13 protein-coding genes are annotated in these 18,177 nt (G+C 33.1%); all 13 read right to left on the bottom strand.

Features of this window, described 5'->3' with window-relative positions; all coding sequences use genetic code 11:
- Positions 1-114: 114 nt before the first annotated feature.
- The gene (locus JX287_RS05030) at positions 115-1,401 is read right to left on the bottom strand and encodes an adenylosuccinate synthase (protein WP_204643093.1); all 1,287 of its coding nucleotides are present in this window, start codon (positions 1,399-1,401) and stop codon (positions 115-117) included.
- Between the two features lie 274 nt (positions 1,402-1,675).
- Positions 1,676-3,331, bottom strand: coding sequence for a formate--tetrahydrofolate ligase (locus tag JX287_RS05025; protein ID WP_204643091.1), 1,656 nt, complete (start codon positions 3,329-3,331; stop codon positions 1,676-1,678).
- A gap of 37 nt (positions 3,332-3,368) precedes the next feature.
- Positions 3,369-4,673, bottom strand: coding sequence for an adenylosuccinate lyase (purB, locus tag JX287_RS05020; RefSeq protein ID WP_003145935.1), 1,305 nt, complete (start codon positions 4,671-4,673; stop codon positions 3,369-3,371).
- Positions 4,674-4,724: 51 nt separating this feature from the next.
- Positions 4,725-5,960, bottom strand: a complete 1,236-nt coding sequence (purD, locus tag JX287_RS05015) for a phosphoribosylamine--glycine ligase (protein ID WP_204643082.1) — start codon at positions 5,958-5,960, stop codon at positions 4,725-4,727.
- A 1-nt stretch (position 5,961) separates the two neighbouring features.
- Positions 5,962-7,482, bottom strand: coding sequence for a bifunctional phosphoribosylaminoimidazolecarboxamide formyltransferase/IMP cyclohydrolase (purH, locus tag JX287_RS05010; RefSeq protein WP_204643079.1), 1,521 nt, complete (start codon positions 7,480-7,482; stop codon positions 5,962-5,964).
- Positions 7,479-8,042: a phosphoribosylglycinamide formyltransferase gene (purN, locus tag JX287_RS05005; protein WP_204643077.1), complete on the bottom strand. Its 564-nt coding sequence runs from the start codon at positions 8,040-8,042 to the stop codon at positions 7,479-7,481. The genes purH and purN overlap by 4 nt, the downstream gene beginning before the upstream one ends.
- Positions 8,039-9,043: a phosphoribosylformylglycinamidine cyclo-ligase gene (purM, locus tag JX287_RS05000; RefSeq protein ID WP_204643075.1), complete on the bottom strand. Its 1,005-nt coding sequence runs from the start codon at positions 9,041-9,043 to the stop codon at positions 8,039-8,041. The genes purN and purM overlap by 4 nt, the downstream gene beginning before the upstream one ends.
- Complete coding sequence (purF, locus tag JX287_RS04995; RefSeq protein WP_204643073.1) at positions 9,043-10,494, bottom strand: amidophosphoribosyltransferase; 1,452 nt, start codon at positions 10,492-10,494, stop codon at positions 9,043-9,045. Before purF ends, purM begins: the two co-directional genes overlap by 1 nt.
- Positions 10,487-11,188: a phosphoribosylaminoimidazolesuccinocarboxamide synthase gene (purC, locus tag JX287_RS04990; RefSeq protein WP_204643071.1), complete on the bottom strand. Its 702-nt coding sequence runs from the start codon at positions 11,186-11,188 to the stop codon at positions 10,487-10,489. Before purC ends, purF begins: the two co-directional genes overlap by 8 nt.
- Complete coding sequence (locus JX287_RS04985; RefSeq protein ID WP_204643069.1) at positions 11,188-14,865, bottom strand: phosphoribosylformylglycinamidine synthase; 3,678 nt, start codon at positions 14,863-14,865, stop codon at positions 11,188-11,190. The genes purC and JX287_RS04985 overlap by 1 nt, the downstream gene beginning before the upstream one ends.
- A complete protein-coding gene (locus JX287_RS04980) occupies positions 14,858-15,901 on the bottom strand; it encodes a 5-(carboxyamino)imidazole ribonucleotide synthase (protein WP_204643067.1) in 1,044 nt (347 codons plus the stop codon). Before JX287_RS04980 ends, JX287_RS04985 begins: the two co-directional genes overlap by 8 nt.
- A complete protein-coding gene (gene purE, locus JX287_RS04975; protein ID WP_204643065.1) occupies positions 15,898-16,374 on the bottom strand; it encodes a 5-(carboxyamino)imidazole ribonucleotide mutase in 477 nt (158 codons plus the stop codon). The genes JX287_RS04980 and purE overlap by 4 nt, the downstream gene beginning before the upstream one ends.
- A 309-nt stretch (positions 16,375-16,683) precedes the next feature.
- Positions 16,684-18,057, bottom strand: coding sequence for a glycine--tRNA ligase (locus JX287_RS04970; protein ID WP_204643063.1), 1,374 nt, complete (start codon positions 18,055-18,057; stop codon positions 16,684-16,686).
- Positions 18,058-18,177: the final 120 nt, after the last annotated feature.

Genomic DNA, 18,177 nt, shown 5'->3' with positions numbered 1-18,177 from the left:
TTTCTATCTTATTTTCATCTGTTAATTTCATAATAAATAGCCCTCCAAAATTTGTCCAAATTTTGGGGGCTATTACCTATACCTTGAGGTTTAATTCCTATATTAATCTTTATACTAGTTCCATAAGTCTTCTAGTAAGTGGGTTTGAGTTCTATCTGGTCCTGTAGAGAATACAGAGATTTTAACTCCTACTAGTTCTTCGATTTTTTCTAGATATTTTCTTGCATTTTCAGGAAGCTCATCTAGTGATGTTACACCTGTGATATCTTCATCAAATCCTGGTAATGTTTCATAGATTGGTTTACAATCTTTAATGATGTTTTCATTAGCTGGGTATTCAGTTAAGATTTCACCTTTATAGTCGTATGCTGTACAGATTTTAATTTCTTTAAGTCCTGTAAGAACGTCAAGACAATTCACTGACAGATTAGTCATTCCAGATACACGAGCTGAGTGACGCATTACTACAGTATCAAACCATCCAATACGACGTGGTCGTTTAGTAACTGTTCCATACTCATGACCAACTTCACGAATTGTATCTCCGATTTCATCAAATAATTCTGTTGGGAATGGTCCATCTCCTACACGAGAAGTATAGGCTTTTGAAATCCCTAATACTTTAAGTCCATTGGTTGGTACGAATCCATTACCTACTGTGATTCCTCCTGCTGATGGATTAGATGAAGTAACATACGGGTATGTTCCGTGGTCGATGTCTAGCATTACACCTTGTGCACCTTCAAATAAAATATTTTTATTTTCATTTTGTGCATCTTCTAATACTTTAGAAGTGTCTGTAACATATTGAGCTAATTGTTTTCCGTATTCAAAGTATTCATTGAAGATTTCTTCTACTGTGAATCCTTCAGTTTCATAAATTTTTTCGAATAGTTCATTTTTTTCTTTCAGATTTTGTTCTAATTTTTTCTTGAATAAATCAGCATCTAATAAGTCAGCAATACGGATACCACAACGTTTGTATTTATCTACATAACATGGTCCGATACCTTTTTTAGTAGTACCAATTTTATTTTCTCCACGACGAGCTTCTTCAACCTCATCAAGTTTTAAGTGATATGGTAATACTACGTGTGCTCTATTAGAGATCCTTAATCCATTACAAGTAACTCCACTTTCTTTTAATCTATCGATCTCACTGCAAATCCATTTTGGATCTACTACTAGACCATTTCCGATAATTGAAAGTTTTTCTTCATTAAAAATTCCAGATGGGATTAATTGAAGTTTGTAAGTTTTTCCATCAAACTTAATAGTATGTCCTGCGTTGTTACCCCCTTGATAACGAGCAATTACATCAGCACGTTCTGCTAAAAAGTCAGTAATTTTACCTTTACCTTCATCTCCCCATTGTGAACCTACTACTACGATTATTGACATTAGTTACGCCTCCTGAAAGCAATTATTTTTTCCATTAATAATTATATCACAAATACAGACGTTTACAACCATTTTTTTATAAAAAACTCAAAATTATCGGACGATTTATCTTATTTTCTCACTTTGTTCGCTTTTATGCGTTTTCATTAAAAACAATTATCAACTATATCAAACATTTAATACTAAATATAAATACAAAAAATAACCTGAGAATCAGTTTATACTAATTCTCAAGTTACTTATACTTTTAATTTTATCTGGCATAAATTTTATATTAGAAGATTCCTAAAATTGTTTCAGTTTCTTCATCGATATCTATATTTAATGCACTTGGTACTTTTGGAAGTCCTGGCATTGTTAATACTTTATTCGCATAAGCTACTACGAATCCTGCACCACTACGTAGTTTAACATCGTTAATAGTAATGTTAAATCCAGTAGGACGACCTTTAATTTTTGCATTATCTGTTAATGAAGCTGGAGTTTTTGCCATACATACTGGTAAGTTCTTGAATCCAAGATTTTCTATTTTCTCGATTTCAGCCTTAACTTCATCAGAGAAGTTAACTCCATCAGCTCCATAAATCTCACGACATACAGTTTCAATTTTTTCAATGATTGAAGCTTCATCTTTGTATAATAATTGAAGTTCTTTATCGTTTCCTTCAACAGCTTTTACTACTTTTTCTGCTAGGTCTATTCCGCCAAGACCACCTTTTTCCCATACTTCTGTACGAGAGAATTCTACGCCTTGTTCTTTAGCCCAGTTTTCTAAGAATGCTAATTCTTTTTCTGTATCAGTAACAAAGACATTTAGGGCAACTACTATCGGTAAATTGAATTTACGTAAGTTTTCGATGTGTTTTTCTAAGTTTTGAACACCTTTAGCTAATGCTTCTAAGTTTTCTTCTTTTAGATCTTTTTCTTCAATATCACCGTGTAGTTTTAATGCTTTAATTGTTGCAACTACTACTGCAGCTTTTGGTCTTAAACCTGACTTACGACATTTAATGTTTAAGAATTTCTCAGCTCCTAAATCAGCTCCGAATCCAGCTTCTGTAATTACATAGTCAGCAAATTTTAAAGCTGTTTTTGTAGCTAAGATTGAGTTACATCCGTGCGCAATGTTTGCGAATGGTCCACCATGAATAATCGCTGGGTTGTTTTCTAATGTTTGGACAATATTCGGTTTAATCGCATCTTTTAATAATGAAGTTATAACACCTTCAATTTTCAAATCTTTTAAGTAAACAGGTTCACCTTTTTTGTTGTAAGCAACAAGAATATTACTTAATTTTTCTTTAAGATCTCCTAATCCTTCTGATAAACATAAGATTGCCATGATTTCACTAGCTACTGTAATATCGAATCCATCAAGACGTTCTAAGTCAGTTCCAGCATTAACTTTAATATGACGTAAATCACGTGCATTCATATCCATAACACGATTAAAGACAATCTTATCAATCTCTAATTCGTTACCTTGAAATACATGGTTATTTACTAGTACTGCAATTGCATTGTGCGCTGTAGTAATAGCATGCATATCTCCAGTAAAGTGTAGGTTAATATCTTCCATCGGTACAACTTGTGCATATCCTCCACCAGCTGCTCCACCTTTTCTTCCTAATACAGGTCCTAAAGATGGTTCACGTAGTGCAACACAAGATTTTTTTCCGATTTTATTTAATCCATCAGATAAACCGATAGTTACAGTACTTTTCCCTTCACCACTTGATGTTGGGTTAATAGATGTTACTAATACTAGTTTAGCATCTTCACTAATATCTTTCTTGATATTTTTTGTTTGAATTTTTGCTTTGTGATTTCCGTATAATATTAAATCTTCTTCTTTTATCCCTAATTTTCCTGCTACTTCAGCAATATGTTTCTTTTCACATTCGTTTGAAATTTGAAAGTCTGACTTCATTTAATCTACCTCTTTTCTTTGGTCTTTGTTTTTTATTTTAATCTTCCAACCCTGGAATACGTTTATAGATCTTATCGATATTTACAAGATGTACATTTAGATCGAAACAACTATCTAACACTTCTTTAGAAACTGTATTTTTAATAGTTTCATTTTCTTCAAGAAGCTCTCTAAATGGAATACCTTCGAACCAAGATTTCATTGCAAGTGGTTGTACTAAGTCGTATGCTTCTTCACGAGAGAATGAGTATTTTTCGATAAGGTTACTCATAGTTCTTTGAGCGAAAATCACACCGTTAGTGGCATAAATATTTTTAATCATGTTATCTGTAAATACTGTTAGATTTTTCACAACATTAGTAAATCTGTTTAACATATAATCTAATAATGTTGTTGCATCATTACTTAATATTCTTTCTGCACTTGAGTGAGAAATATCACGTTCATGCCATAATGGAATATTTTCGTAAGCTGCAAACATATATCCACGCATGATTCTAGCGCATCCGGCCATGTTTTCACTTGAGATTGGATTACGTTTGTGAGGCATTGCACTTGAACCTTTTTGATTTTTCGAGAAGAATTCTTCTGCTTCTCTTACTTCTGTACGTTGTAAGTGACGAATCTCTACTCCGATTTTTTCGATTGAACTTGCGATTAATGCTAATGTTGCATAGTAATCTGCGTGTCTATCACGTTGTAAAGTTTGCGTAGAAATATTACTTGATTCAATTCCTAATTTTGCACAAACATAGTCTTGGACTTCTGGTGGTGTATTTGAGAATGTACCTACAGCTCCAGAGATTTTACCTACTTCAATAATTTTTCTTACTTCGTTGAAACGTTTAATATGACGGTTAAATTCATCATAATAAAGAGCAAATTTTAATCCAAAACTACTAATATCAGCGTGCACTCCGTGAGTACGTCCGATACAAGGTGTGAATTTATATTGTAGTGCTTTTTCCTTTAATACTTCTTGGAAATTTAATAAATCTCTGTAAAGTATATCATTAGCTTGTTTATATAAATATCCATAAGCAGTATCAACAACATCAGTAGATGTTAATCCATAGTGCACCCATTTTTTTTCATCACCTAGATAACTAGAAACATTACGAGTAAATGCTACTATATCATGCTTTGTTTCTTTTTCTAATTCTAAAATACCTGGTAGGTCAAATTTTGCATTAGCGAATAATTTTTCAACATCTTCTTTTGGTACAACACCTAATGTACTCCAAGCTTCTGTCGCATAAAGTTCTACTTCTAAATATGCTTTAAAGCGATTCTCATCACTAAAGATATTACGCATTTCTTCTCTACTATATCTTTCAATCATTGCAATAATCTCCTGATGTTTTTTTTATTTCTATCGATCTATCTAAAAATATTATAATGACAAATGACCGATGTCTTTTCTGTAAAATAGTTCTTCACATTCTATTTTTACTATCTCATTATACACTTTTTTATATGCTTCTTGCAAGCTCTTTCCTTGTACACAAATTAATAATACACGACCACCATTAATTACTATATCATCGCCTACACGCTTAGTTCCCATATGGAATACTGGTGTAGACACTTTATCTAAGCCGTGTATTACAGCTCCTTTTTCACTATGTTCAGGATATCCTTTCGCTGCCATTACAACCCCTATAAACGCATCCTCAGACCAAGTTAATTCTACTTCTTTTCCATCAATAATATTATTAGCAATATCATATAGACTACTTTCTAAAGATAGAAGTAAAATTTCACTCTCTGGATCTCCAAAACGAACATTAAATTCAATAGTTTTTACACCGTCATGACATTTCATAAGACCGGCATATAATATACCGTAAAATGGCATTCCTTCATCACTCATAGCATCAACCATAGGTTGAACAACATTTCTAACCCCTTCATCAATGTCATCTTGAGTAATTTTCTTAAGTGGTAGATATGCTCCCATACCTCCAGTATTTAATCCTTCATCATTATCAAATGCACGTTTGTGATCTTGTGCAATTTTCATCGGATATACTTTTCTATCTGAAACAAAACACATTAACGAAAATTCTTCACCTTGAAGAAATTCTTCAATAACGACACTAGAACCGGCCTTATTGAATTTAGCATTGCACATCATTTCCTTAAGTTCAGCTTGTGCTTCTTCTAGAGTGTTTGCTATTATTACTCCTTTACCTGCTGCTAGTCCGTCTGCTTTAAGAACAATCGGAGCTTTTTGCTCGCTTAAGTACTCTCTTGCCTGTTCATAATCATTGAAACTTTCATATTTAGCTGTAGGGATATTGTATTTTCTCATCATCATTTTTGAGAATACTTTGCTTCCTTCTAATTGCGCTGCAAGTTTAGATGGTCCAAAGGCACGTACACCTACTTTTTGTAGTTCATCTACTAGACCATTAACTAATGGCACTTCAGGTCCTACAAAAACAAGATCGATACCATTTGTTTTTGCGTAGCTTGGTATTTGGTCTTCTGTTAATGCTACACATACTCCAAATTCTTCGACTGCAGGATTAATTCCTACCATATGTACTTCATGACCTTCTTTATGAAATTTATAAGCGATAGCGTGCTCTCTACCACCGCTTCCTACTACTAATACTTTAGCCATATTAGTGTTTAAAGTGACGTATTTTACTGAAGACCATCGCCACACCTTTCTCATTACATGCATCTATGCTTTCTTGATCTCGTATAGATCCACCTGGTTGCACTATCGCAGCGATACCGCAGTCAGCCGCAATATCAGCACTATCTCTCATCGGGAAGAATGCATCAGAAGCTAGCACTGCACCTCTTGCTTTTTCTCCTGCTTGTTCTAAAGCTATTTTACATGAACCTACTCTATTCATCTGACCAGCACCAATTCCTAAAGTTTGTCCATCTTTTACTACTACTATTGCATTTGACTTAACATGTTTTACTACTTTTAAGCCAAACTCAATATCTTTTTGTTGAGTTTCATCAACTTTTTTCTCAGTCACACTTTCATATTCATCTGCTAGTTTATCATTAAAATCTTGTACTAAGATTCCACCACGAACACTTTTAATTTGGTGTTCATGATTATTATTTTTTTCTGACAGTTTGTAAAGACGTAGATTTTTCTTCTTAGTTAGTATTTCTAATGCTTCTTCATCATAATCTGTTGCTAGTATAATTTCTAAAAAGATACTGTGCATTTTTTCAGCAGTTTCTTTATCTACTTTGCCATTTACTGCAACTATTCCTCCGAAGATAGATACAGGATCCGCTTCATATGCACGACTATACGCTTCAAATACAGAACTTCCTGTCGCTACTCCACATGGATTCATGTGTTTAACAGCAACACATGTAGTTTCATCAAACTCTGAAAGAATATCTAGTGCTGCAGAAGCATCTTGAATATTATTGTATGACATTTCTTTACCATGAAGTTGCACAGCATTCTGCAAAGCATAACTTTCGTTATTATCTTGTACATAGTGATAAGCTTTTTGATGAGGGTTTTCCCCGTAACGAAGACTATCTTGAAGTTTATAAGATAATGTTAATTTTTCAGGTACTAAATTATCTTTTTTATTAAAGTAATTCGCAATAGCAGCATCGTAACTTGCTGTAGTATTAAATACTTTTATAGCTAAAGAACGACGTGTTTCATACGTAATACCACCTTGTTCAAGTTCAGAAAGTACTTTATCATAGTCATTAATATCAGTAACTACTGCTACGTCGTTGAAGTTTTTAGCAGCACTTCTTAGCATACTCGGACCACCGATATCAATATTTTCGATAATTTCCTCTTCACTAACCCCTTCTTTTTTTACAGTAGCTTCAAATGGATATAAGTTTACACAAACTAAGTCAATATAATCAATGTTATTTTCAGCTACATGTTTATTATGAAGTTCATTACCACGTTTTGATAGCAATCCACCATGAATTTTAGGGTGCAAAGTTTTTACACGCCCTTCTAAAATTTCTGGAAAATGAGTAACATCTTCAATACTGATACAGCTTACACCATTATTTTTTAAATGTGTATAAGTTCCACCTGTACTAATAACTTCAAAACCATGTTTTTCTAAACCTTTTGCAAATTCTACAATATTTGTTTTATCACTTACACTTATTAATGCTCTTTTAGTCATAGTGCCTCCTCAACTAACTTCAATATTACTTCTGGATATAATTTATGTTCTAGTTTATGTACTTTTTCAGTAACAGTTTCTAAAGTATCCTCTTCTAAAACTTCAAATGATCTTTGGGCAATCACTTCTCCACCATCAAGTTCTTCATTTACATAATGAATACTAATTCCTATTTCCTTCTCACCCACATTAAAAGCTTGTTCGATAGCATCTTTACCTTTAAATTTCGGTAATAAAGACGGATGTAAATTAAGAATTGTCTTTTTATATTTTTCTAAGAAATACGGTGAAATAATTCTCATATACCCCGCTAAAAATATATAATCTAAGTCTTTAACTTTCTCAAAAATCACACTTTCATATGCTTCTTTTGACTCAAAATCTTTCGCTGAAAAGACAAACACTTTAATATTTCTATCATGGGCTTTTCTTATTACAGCTGCATCTTTTCTATCACATACTAACAGCTCAATTGAGATTTTATCTTTTAATCTTTCATCATCAGCAATTTTCTCAAAATTACTTCCTGTTCCTGATGCAAATATCGCTACTTTCTTCATACTATTTTTATTCCACTTTCATCTGTTACTTCTCCAAGAACAAACGCATTATCTATTAATGATAAAGTTTTATCTACGTCTTCCTTGTTTACAATTAATACCATTCCTACACCCATATTAAAGATATGGTACATTTCTTCTTCATCAATTTTACCTTTTTCTTGTAGATACTTGAATACCGCTGGTACTTCATATGAATTTTTATCAATCTTCATACCTAATCCATCTTTAAGAGCACGAGGTAAATTCTCATGGAAACCACCACCTGTAATATGAGCTATTCCTGCTACTTTTACCTCTTCCAATACTTTAAGTACTTCTTTTACATAGATTTTAGTAGGTGTTAATAATGTTTTTCCTATTGTACTTCCGTTAAATTCTTCGTTTAAACCAATATTATTATCTTTTAAAATTTTTCTTACTAATGAGAATCCATTAGAATGTACCCCACTTGATGGAAGTCCAATTACTGCTTGTCCAGCTTTTGTATTTTCAGTACTTAATAATAGTTCTTTTTCTTGAGCACCTACGCAGAATCCAGCAATATCATATTCTCCATCTTCATAAAATCCTGCCATCTCAGCAGTCTCCCCACCGACTATCGCACATCCTGCTTGAACACAACCTTCGGCAACACCTTCTACAATTGCTTCTACTTGTTCAGGGTAGTTTTTACCTACAGCTAAATAATCTAAGAAGAATAATGGAATTGCACCTTGAGCTAGTATGTCATTGGCACACATTGCTACAACATCTATACCAATTGTATCATGAATATCCAATTCGAATGCAAGTTTTAGTTTTGTTCCTACACCGTCAGTTCCACTAACTAATACAGGATTTTTAAAGTTATAACTACTAAGATCGAACGCTCCCCCAAAACCACCGATAGCTGACATCATACCTAGATTTTTTGTACGAGCTACGTGTTTTTTAATACGTTCTACACTCTCATAACCTGCTTGTAAACTTACACCACTTTCTTCATACTTTTTACTCATTACATTCTACCCCTCTCTTTTAGAAATTGTATTTGAATATCTGTCATTGAATTAACGTAACTTTCTTCATAATCATATAGACCTGCAGAATAGTCGCCGTTATAGCACTCCATACATAACCCTGTATAAGGTGCATCATAATTTAAACCAATAGAATCTATTAATCCTTGTTCACTTAAGAAACCTAGAGAATCCGCTCCAATAATTTCACAGATTTCTTCATTTGTTTTATTTGCTGAGATAAGTTCTTGTGTAGTAGAAATATCTATACCATAGAAACTTGGGAACATTAGTGGTGGACATGCTATTCTTACATGTACTTCTCTAGCACCCGCTTCTTTTAACAATTGAACTATTCTCTTACTAGTTGTACCACGTACTATCGAGTCATCAACTAAGACAATACTCTTACCTTGAACTACTCCTCTTACAGCTGATAGTTTCATCCTTACACCTTGCTCACGAAGTTCTTGAGTAGGTTGAATGAATGTACGAGCCACATATTGATTTTTAATTAGTCCCATTTCATATGGAAGTCCACTTTCTTCTGCATAACCACTGGCTGCTGATAAAGATGAATTAGGTACCCCAATTACCATATCAGCATCTGGTGTAGGTTGCTCCTTAGCAAGTGTTCGACCTGTTCTTTTTCTAGCACTGTGTACGTTTATACCAGCAATATTTGAGTCTGGTCTAGCGAAATATACGTACTCCATCGCTGCTATAGCTACTTGTGTATCTTCTGTATATTTCTCGATTCTAATACCTTTATCATTAATAGTAACTAGCTCTCCAGCACCTACATTACATACAAACTCAGCACCAACTACATCTAGTGCACAAGTTTCACTCGCAGCAACATACGCTCCATTTTTCATCTTACCTATCGCTAAAGGTCTAAAACTATTTGGATCAACCGCACCATAAAGAGTTTTTTCAGTTAATACTAAATATGTAAATCCACCTTTAATAATATTTAGACTTTCTTTAAGCTGTTCTTTAAACGTTTCTTTTTTACTTCTTCTAATAAGATGAATTAGTACTTCTGTATCAGAAGACGAGTGGAATATTGCACCTTGTTCTTCTAATTCTTTTCTCAAAGTTTTTGCATTGATTAAATTACCATTATGACAAATACCAACACTCATATCATAGAAATGAAATAGAAATGGTTGGATATTTTGGATGCTATTGCTACCGCTAGTTGCATATCTAACATGTCCAATAGCACTTTCACCTACTAATCTTTCTAATTTCTCTTTATCACGAAATACTTCTGATACTAGACCTAGGTCGCGATGCCCTCTAAGTGTTGTACCTTCTTTAGAAACTATTCCAGCTCCTTCTTGACCTCTATGTTGTAAACTATGTAAACCGAAGTACGTCACATTACTAGCTTCAGGATGTCCCCAAATACCAAATACTCCACATTCTTCATTAAGACTACGCATTTTTTAATCTCCTTAAAACTTCTTCATAAGCTTCCATTACTGAACCTAAATCTCTTCTAAATCTATCTTTGTCTAATTTCTCATTTGTATCCTTATCCCAAAGACGACATGTATCTGGAGAAATTTCATCAGCTAGAATTATTTCACCATCTTTAGTTTTTCCGAATTCAATTTTGAAGTCAACAAGTACTAAGTTTGCATCTAAGTATAATTTTTGTAATAGTTCATTGATTTTTAAAGCTTGTGTACGGATATTTTCTAACTCTTCTTCTGTAACGATTTCTAATGCCACTGCATGATCATTGTTGATTAATGGGTCATTTAGTTCATCATTTTTATAACTTAACTCAAAGACTGGTTTTTTTAATTTTTTTCCTTCTTCAAGTCCATATTTTTTCGCCATAGAACCAGCTACTATATTACGAACAATTACTTCTAAAGGAATAATAGTTACGTGTTTACATATTTGATCTGTTTCGTTAACTTTTTTAATGAAGTGTGTTTTTACACCTTCTTTTTCTAAGTATTCAAAGATTAATGAAGTAATTGTGTTATTAAATACCCCTTTACCTTCAAATTCTTCTTTTTTTACACCGTTAAAGGCTGTAGCACTATTTTTATAATGCACATATATTTCATCATTGTTTTCACATTCGAATAGTTGTTTAGCTTTTCCTTCGTATAAAAGTTTCATTATTTTCTTCCCCCTTTGAAGTAATTCACTCCATTTTTGAATATATCTTGTTTTACTTTTATTGTATTTGTTTTATATAGTGTAGCTCCGTATCTTTCACTGTGTCCCATTTTCCCTAGAATTAGTCCATCTTCACTAATTAATCCTTCAGTAGCTAGAACTGATCCATTAGGATTGAAGCGACCATTTAATGTAGCATTACCATCGAAATCACTATATTGGAAAGCTACAAGATGTTTAAATTTATTAATATTAAGTCCTACCACTTTACCTTCACCATGACTGAATACCACTTCGTGTTGATCTCCAATATTAAAATCTTGTAACCAAGGTGAGTTTGTATTAGCTACACGAGTAAAGGCTGTAGTTGAAATATGTTCATAACTATCGTTTCTATAAAGTGTTAAGTCGTCTTCAGCTAATTCTCTAACTTCACCATAAGGTAATAGTCCTGATTTAAGCAATGCTTGGAATCCATTACACACACCTAAGATTAATTTTTTCTGAGCAAGGTGTTTATGAATCGCATCTTTAACTTTTTCATTTTTTAAGAAGTTTACAATGTATTTAGCACTTCCATCTGGTTCATCCCCACTTGAGAATCCTCCAGGGAACATAATGATATGAGACTGTTCAATAGCTTTTGTGAATTCATCTATCGATTGTTCAATATCATTTTCACGAGTATTTCTAATAACTACTGTAATAGGTGTAGCTCCAGCTTCTAAGAAGGCTTTTTCACTATCATACTCACAGTTTGTACCAGGGAATACTGGAATAACTACTTTTACATCTTCTACATATTCTGGATAATATTTTTTCTCTTTGTATTCTGTATGTAGATTTTCAACATTACCTTTATCTTCATTTTGATATAATGGATAAACTTTATTTAGTGTTTTTGTGTATGCTTCGTAAATATCTTTATGCATAAACACTTCATTATTAATTATAATTCTTTCACTAACTTTTCCTAATTCTTCAAATGGAAGTTCAGCTGTTGCTTCTACTACTAGAGATGCTGGATCAAAGTTAAGAATATTTTCTTTTTCCACCTCAAAACCAAGATCATTACCTAGTGACATTTTCACTAATGAAGCGGCAATACTTCCCTCTTCTTGAACATAAGCAGATACTATCTTACCTTCTTTAATATATTTATGAACAAGTTCATAATTTTCTAAAGTTTTCTTAATGTCTGGGTATCCTTTTTCATCTTTTTCTACAGGAACGTAGTATAATCTATTGCCAACTTGTTTAAGTTCAGGAGTTATTACATCAGCTATTTTTACAGGAGTACAAGCGAATGAAATTAATGTCTCAACTACATTTAAATCATTGAAAGTACCTGACATACTATCCTTACCACCGATACTAGGTCTACCAATTTCTTTTTGAGCATAAATACTTCCTAATAAACTTTGAGTAACTTTACCCCATTTAGTACTATCAGTACCTAGTTTTTCGAAGTATTCTTGGAATGAGAAGTATAAGCTGTCTTTATTTCCACCTACTGCATAAACTTTTGCTACTGATTCTAACACCGCATAAATAGATGATAGGAATGGTGAGTAGTAAGAAATTTTTGGAATAAATCCATAAGTTAAGATTGTTGCAGTATCACTTGTTGTATGTAATGTTGGTAAAGCTTGAACACTTGCTTGAACTGGTGTAAGTTTATGTTTACCAGCAAAAGGCATAAGAACTGTAGTTACACCAATTGATGAGTCAAATTTTTGAGCAAGACCTTTTTGACAAGTTACATTTAACTCACCTAATTCGCTTAAGATATTTTCACGAGTTACTTCTTTATTTAAGAATGGATTAGCTGCAGTGTTATCTTTCATCGTTACTGTCGATTTTTGACGAACACCACTTGTTTCTAAGAAATCAGCACTCATATCAACAACTTTCTCATCGTTGTAATACATTTCTAATCTACGTCTATTAGTTACCGTAGCAACGTGAGCGTACTCAATATTTTCTTTCTCACATTCACGAACAAACTCATCATAATCTTTCTTATCAATAGCTACTGCCATACGTTCTTGAGATTCACTAGTAGCTAATTCTGTCGCATTTAAGCCTTGATATTTAGTAAGAACTTTTTCTAAATGAATTTCAATACCGTCAGAAAGTTCACCGATAGCTACACATACACCACCAGCACCAAAGTCATTACATTTTTTAACAAGTCTTGTAACTTCTGGTTTTCTAAATAAACGCTGTAACTTACGTTCTTCAGGGGCATTACCTTTTTGAACTTGGCTAGACATAGTGTTTAATGAATCGTTAGTATGTTCTACACTTGAACCACTCGCACCTTGAATACCATCACGACCAGTTCTACCACCTATCATTACAACGATATCACCATCGACAAGAGTTTCACGTTTATAATCTCCGTCCTTAACAGCTCCGACTACAGCACCAACTTCCATATGTTTAGCTACATAGCTATCATCATATAATTCACGAACAAAAGTAGTCGCAAGTCCAATTTGGTTACCGTATGATGAATTACCATGTGCAGTTCCTTTAGCTATATCTACTTGAGGAAGTTTGTGTTTTAAAGTATCTTCACGTTTTTGTAATACATTACCACTTCCTGAAATACGCATAGCTTGATATACGTAACTACGTCCTGAAAGTGGATCTCTAATAGCTCCTCCTATACAAGTACTCGCTCCTCCGAATGGTTCAATTTCACTTGGGTGGTTATGAGTTTCATTTTTGAATTGGATTAACCAGCGTTCTTTTTCACCATTATTTTCTATAGTAGTAAAGAATGAGCATGCATTAATCTCTTCACTTACTTCAATATTTTCATCTTTTAATACTTTCACATGATATTTACCGATAATACTCGCCATATCCATAAGCGTGATAGGTTTATCGTTACGGTCAAGTTCATCACGGACGTTTAAGTAATAATCAAATGCATCTTGCATCTCTTTTTGGAAAAGTTCTGACTCAATTTTAACTTCATCCAACACAGTTTCAAATGTAGTGTGTCGGCAGTGGTCACTCCAATAACAATCTAATACATAGATTTCAGTTTCAGTTGGTACGCGACCTTCTTTTTTGAAGTAATCTTGGATAAATACTAAATCTTCAATATTCATCGCTAGAGAAAATTCTTTTTTAAGACCAAGTAACGCATCTTTGTCAAACTCTAAAAATCCAGCTAAATCTTTTAGTGGTTTTGGAGTAGAATCTAATGTAAAGTCAAGAATTGATAAATCTTTTTTACGAGCTTCAATAGGATTTACTAAATAACTTTCAACAAGTTCTAATTGCTCATCTGTTAATTCTTTATTAAAAAGAACTAGCTTACCACTTCGTACAGTTGCTTTACTCTTCGAGTTAAGCAGTCTTATGCTTTCTTTTGCGCTGTCAGCTCTTTGATCGTATTGAGCAGGTAACACTTCATAAGCGAAGTACTTCCCATCATTTAGCTCAATATCTTCAAACACTTTATCGACAACAATCTCAGAAAACACAGAAGTTTTAGCTAGTTCATAAGTTTCTTCATCAATATTAAAGACATCATAAATTACATACAACTCGACAGAGTCAAGACCTAGATTAAACTCTAAGTTCAGATTATCTCTTAGCTGTAATTCTTCTTTATTATATCCATTACGTTTCTTTACAAAAATTCGTTTGTTAGTCATGTTCTCCTCCTAAAATTACATCACCGTAAAAATTAATATGTCCTATTTTTCTATCTTGTCGTGGTTCTTTTTCATATAAGTGTAAGTAACCACCATTATTTTTATACACAGCTATATAATAATCTAAGTCTTGACCTAGGATATTATATAATGTCGTTTCTTTATTCTCTATCTTACCAACTTTTAAGCCGCAAATAGCTTCAATATGAGCTCTAAATTGACTCTTAGTTGCACTCTGCATCGTTATATGTCCTGAATTGTGAACTCGTGGTGCTATTTCATTAAAAATAACTTTTCCTTCACTTATAAAAAACTCAACAGTAAGTACTCCGTAATAGTCAAAATTACTAAGAATTCTTTTCGTATACTCTATTGCAAGAGCTTCTTGTTCACTAGTTGCTGTAGTTGGTACTTTCGAACGATATAGAATATTATTTCTATGCTCATTCTCTACTACTGCAACGATATTAACCTCTTCTTTATCTTTAACAGCGACGACTGAGATTTCTTTATCAAGTTTAACGAACTCTTCTAGTAACGTATGTGGTTCTACTTCTTCACTAGAGCTTATTTTTTTCTGACCTTTTCCATCATAACCAAAACGTACAGTTTTCATTAAATAAGGCTTAGTTATTTCTACATTAGTATCTTCTTCAATATATATATAGTCTACTGTTGGAATGTCTAGTTTTCTAGCAAATTCTTTTTCATAATATCTATGTTGAGTAGTTCTCAGTACTTCTGCATTTTGTACAATATTATACTTTTTCTCTAGTTTTTCTAAAGAAGCGGCATCAATATTCTCGAATTCAAAAGTAATGATATCACTAACGGAGCATAACTTTTCAACACTTGCGAAATCATCGAACTCAGCTTGAATAAAAATATCGCTAAAAATTTTTGCACAACAGCTGTCACTAGGATCTAAAACAACAATTTTGTATCCCATCTCCTTGGCACTCATTGCGAGCATTCTTCCTAGTTGACCACCACCGATTATTCCAATAGTCTTTCCTGGTAAAATTGTCTTAATCATAGTTTCATCTCTTCCAATACTATTCTTTCTTGTTCTTTTTTAAATTGTTCGTATTTATCAGCATACTTCTCATCATAAATTCCTAGTATTGATAAGGCACTAATTGCCGCATTTTTAGCTCCAGCTAACCCAATTGCCATAGTTAAGACCGGTACACCTGCAGGCATCTGAACTATTGAATACAATGAGTCAACTCCACTAAGAACACTAGATTTAATCGGAACACCAATAACTGGTAATGTCGTCATAGAAGCAACCATCCCAGGAAGATGTGCTGCACCTCCTGCAGCCGCTATGATTAATGAATAACCATTTTTCTTCGCATTTTTAGAAAATTCAACTAAAAGATCAGGCGTTCTATGTGCACTTACTACTTTTTTATCAAAAGGAATTTCAAACTCTTCTAACAACTTACAAGTTTCTTCCATCGTTGTATAATCCGACTTCGAACCCATAATTACCGCAACTTTCATACTTTAAGCTCCTTTTTTTATTTGAATGTACGTTATTTAATCATAAATTTACATATTTTATTTTTATCGTACGTCTACATTTCAAATTATACTACTTGTTTAAATTTTTATCAAGTATAAATAGAATAAAAATCGGATATTTTTAATTTTTTATAAACAATTTTTAAGATTTTATGAACTTTTCAACCTATTCATTTATTTATACTACTTATTCACATAGGAAAATACAGACGTTTGATTAGAGTCTTTTAAATAACTCTTCAAACCGTAAAAAAACACTCAGAACAAATGTTCTGAGTGTCCATTTAATTAGAATTTAATTTTTTCTTCGATATATTGTTTTAATTCAGTGATAGGAATACGAGTTTGTTCCATAGTATCTCTATCACGAACAGTTACCATTCCATCGTTTTCAGACTCGAAGTCATAAGTGATACAGAAAGGAGTACCAACTTCATCTTGTCTTCTATATCTCTTACCAATTGATCCAGTTTCATCGAAATCAACCATAAAGTCCGCAGCTAATTGTTGATATACTTCAACAGCTTTATCACTTAATTTTTTAGAAAGTGGTAGTACTGCTGCTTTAAACGGAGCAAGAGCTGGGTGGAATTTAAGAACTGTACGAGTATCATTTTCTCCAACCACTTCTTCGTTATATGCATCACATAAGAATGCTAAAAGAACACGGTCAACCCCTACAGATGGTTCGATACAATATGGGATGAATTTTTCATTTGTACTTAAGTCTTGATAAGTTAAATCTTGACCAGAGTGTTCCATATGTTGTTTTAAGTCGTAATCTGTTCTTGAAGCAATACCCCAAAGTTCTCCCCAACCAAATGGGAATTTGAACTCGATGTCAGTAGTTGCATTTGAATAGTGAGATAATTCTTCTTGATCATGATCACGTAAACGGATATTTTCTTTAGTCATACCTAAGTCTAATAAGAATTTCTCACAACTGTTTTTCCAAGTTGTGTGCCAATCTAATTCTGTTCCTGGTTCACAGAAGAATTCTAATTCCATTTGTTCGAATTCACGAGTACGGAAGATAAAGTTCCCTGGTGTAATTTCGTTACGGAATGATTTACCAATTTGTCCAATACCAAATGGCAATTTTTTACGCATACTACGTTGAACGTTTTTGAAGTTAACGAAGATACCTTGTGCTGTTTCTGGACGTAGGTAAATTTGGCTTGTAGAATTTTCTACTACACCTTGGTTTGTTTTAAACATTAGGTTAAATTGACGAATGTTAGTGTAGTCATGGCTACCACATTCTGGACATTTAATGTTTTCACGATCGATAATAGCTTCTAATTCTTCAAATGGAAGACCATCAACTACTACATCCTCATTTTTTTCGTTGAAATAGTATTCTTCGATTAATTTATCCGCACGAAGACGTGATTTACAAACTTTACAATCCATCATAGGGTCACTGAAGTTACCTACGTGTCCTGATGCTTCCCAAGTACGAGGGTTCATAAAGATAGCAGCATCTAACCCTACGTTATATGGTGATTCTTGAATGAATTTTTTCCACCATGCTTTTTTTACGTTATTTTTTAATTCTACACCTAGTGGACCATAATCCCAAGTATTAGCTAATCCACCATAAATTTCAGATCCTTGAAATACGAATCCTCTATTTTTTGCTAGAGATAAAATTTTCTCCATTGTTGTTTCCTCCTTATTAATTAAAAATATAAAAAGCCCTAGATATGCCTAAGCACATCTAGGGACGAAATAATTTCCGCGGTTCCACCCTGATTAGTAAAAACTCAACTTTAACAATAT

This window comes from Gemella haemolysans (assembly GCF_901873445.1).
GTDB classification, from domain to species: Bacteria; Bacillota; Bacilli; order Staphylococcales; family Gemellaceae; genus Gemella; species Gemella haemolysans_C.
The sequence above is the reverse complement of the archived record's forward strand: the minus strand, read 5'-3'. Positions and strand labels throughout refer to the sequence as shown.

Excerpts from the sequence above, each read along its gene's own strand:
- JX287_RS05030 (WP_204643093.1), bottom strand. The coding sequence starts at position 1,401 with ATGTCAATAATCGTAGTAGTAGGTTCACAATGGGGAGATGAAGGTAAA.
- purH (WP_204643079.1), bottom strand. The coding sequence starts at position 7,482 with ATGACTAAAAGAGCATTAATAAGTGTAAGTGATAAAACAAATATTGTA.
- purC (WP_204643071.1), bottom strand. The coding sequence starts at position 11,188 with ATGAAACTTTTATACGAAGGAAAAGCTAAACAACTATTCGAATGTGAA.
- JX287_RS04970 (WP_204643063.1), bottom strand. The coding sequence starts at position 18,057 with ATGGAGAAAATTTTATCTCTAGCAAAAAATAGAGGATTCGTATTTCAA.
- JX287_RS04985 (WP_204643069.1), bottom strand. The coding sequence starts at position 14,865 with ATGACTAACAAACGAATTTTTGTAAAGAAACGTAATGGATATAATAAA.
- purM (WP_204643075.1), bottom strand. The coding sequence starts at position 9,043 with ATGAGTAAAAAGTATGAAGAAAGTGGTGTAAGTTTACAAGCAGGTTAT.
- purN (WP_204643077.1), bottom strand. The coding sequence starts at position 8,042 with ATGAAGAAAGTAGCGATATTTGCATCAGGAACAGGAAGTAATTTTGAG.
- purD (WP_204643082.1), bottom strand. The coding sequence starts at position 5,960 with ATGGCTAAAGTATTAGTAGTAGGAAGCGGTGGTAGAGAGCACGCTATC.
- JX287_RS04980 (WP_204643067.1), bottom strand. The coding sequence starts at position 15,901 with ATGATTAAGACAATTTTACCAGGAAAGACTATTGGAATAATCGGTGGT.
- purB (WP_003145935.1), bottom strand. The coding sequence starts at position 4,673 with ATGATTGAAAGATATAGTAGAGAAGAAATGCGTAATATCTTTAGTGAT.
- purE (WP_204643065.1), bottom strand. The coding sequence starts at position 16,374 with ATGAAAGTTGCGGTAATTATGGGTTCGAAGTCGGATTATACAACGATG.
- purF (WP_204643073.1), bottom strand. The coding sequence starts at position 10,494 with ATGCGTAGTCTTAATGAAGAATGTGGAGTATTTGGTATTTGGGGACAT.
- JX287_RS05025 (WP_204643091.1), bottom strand. The coding sequence starts at position 3,331 with ATGAAGTCAGACTTTCAAATTTCAAACGAATGTGAAAAGAAACATATT.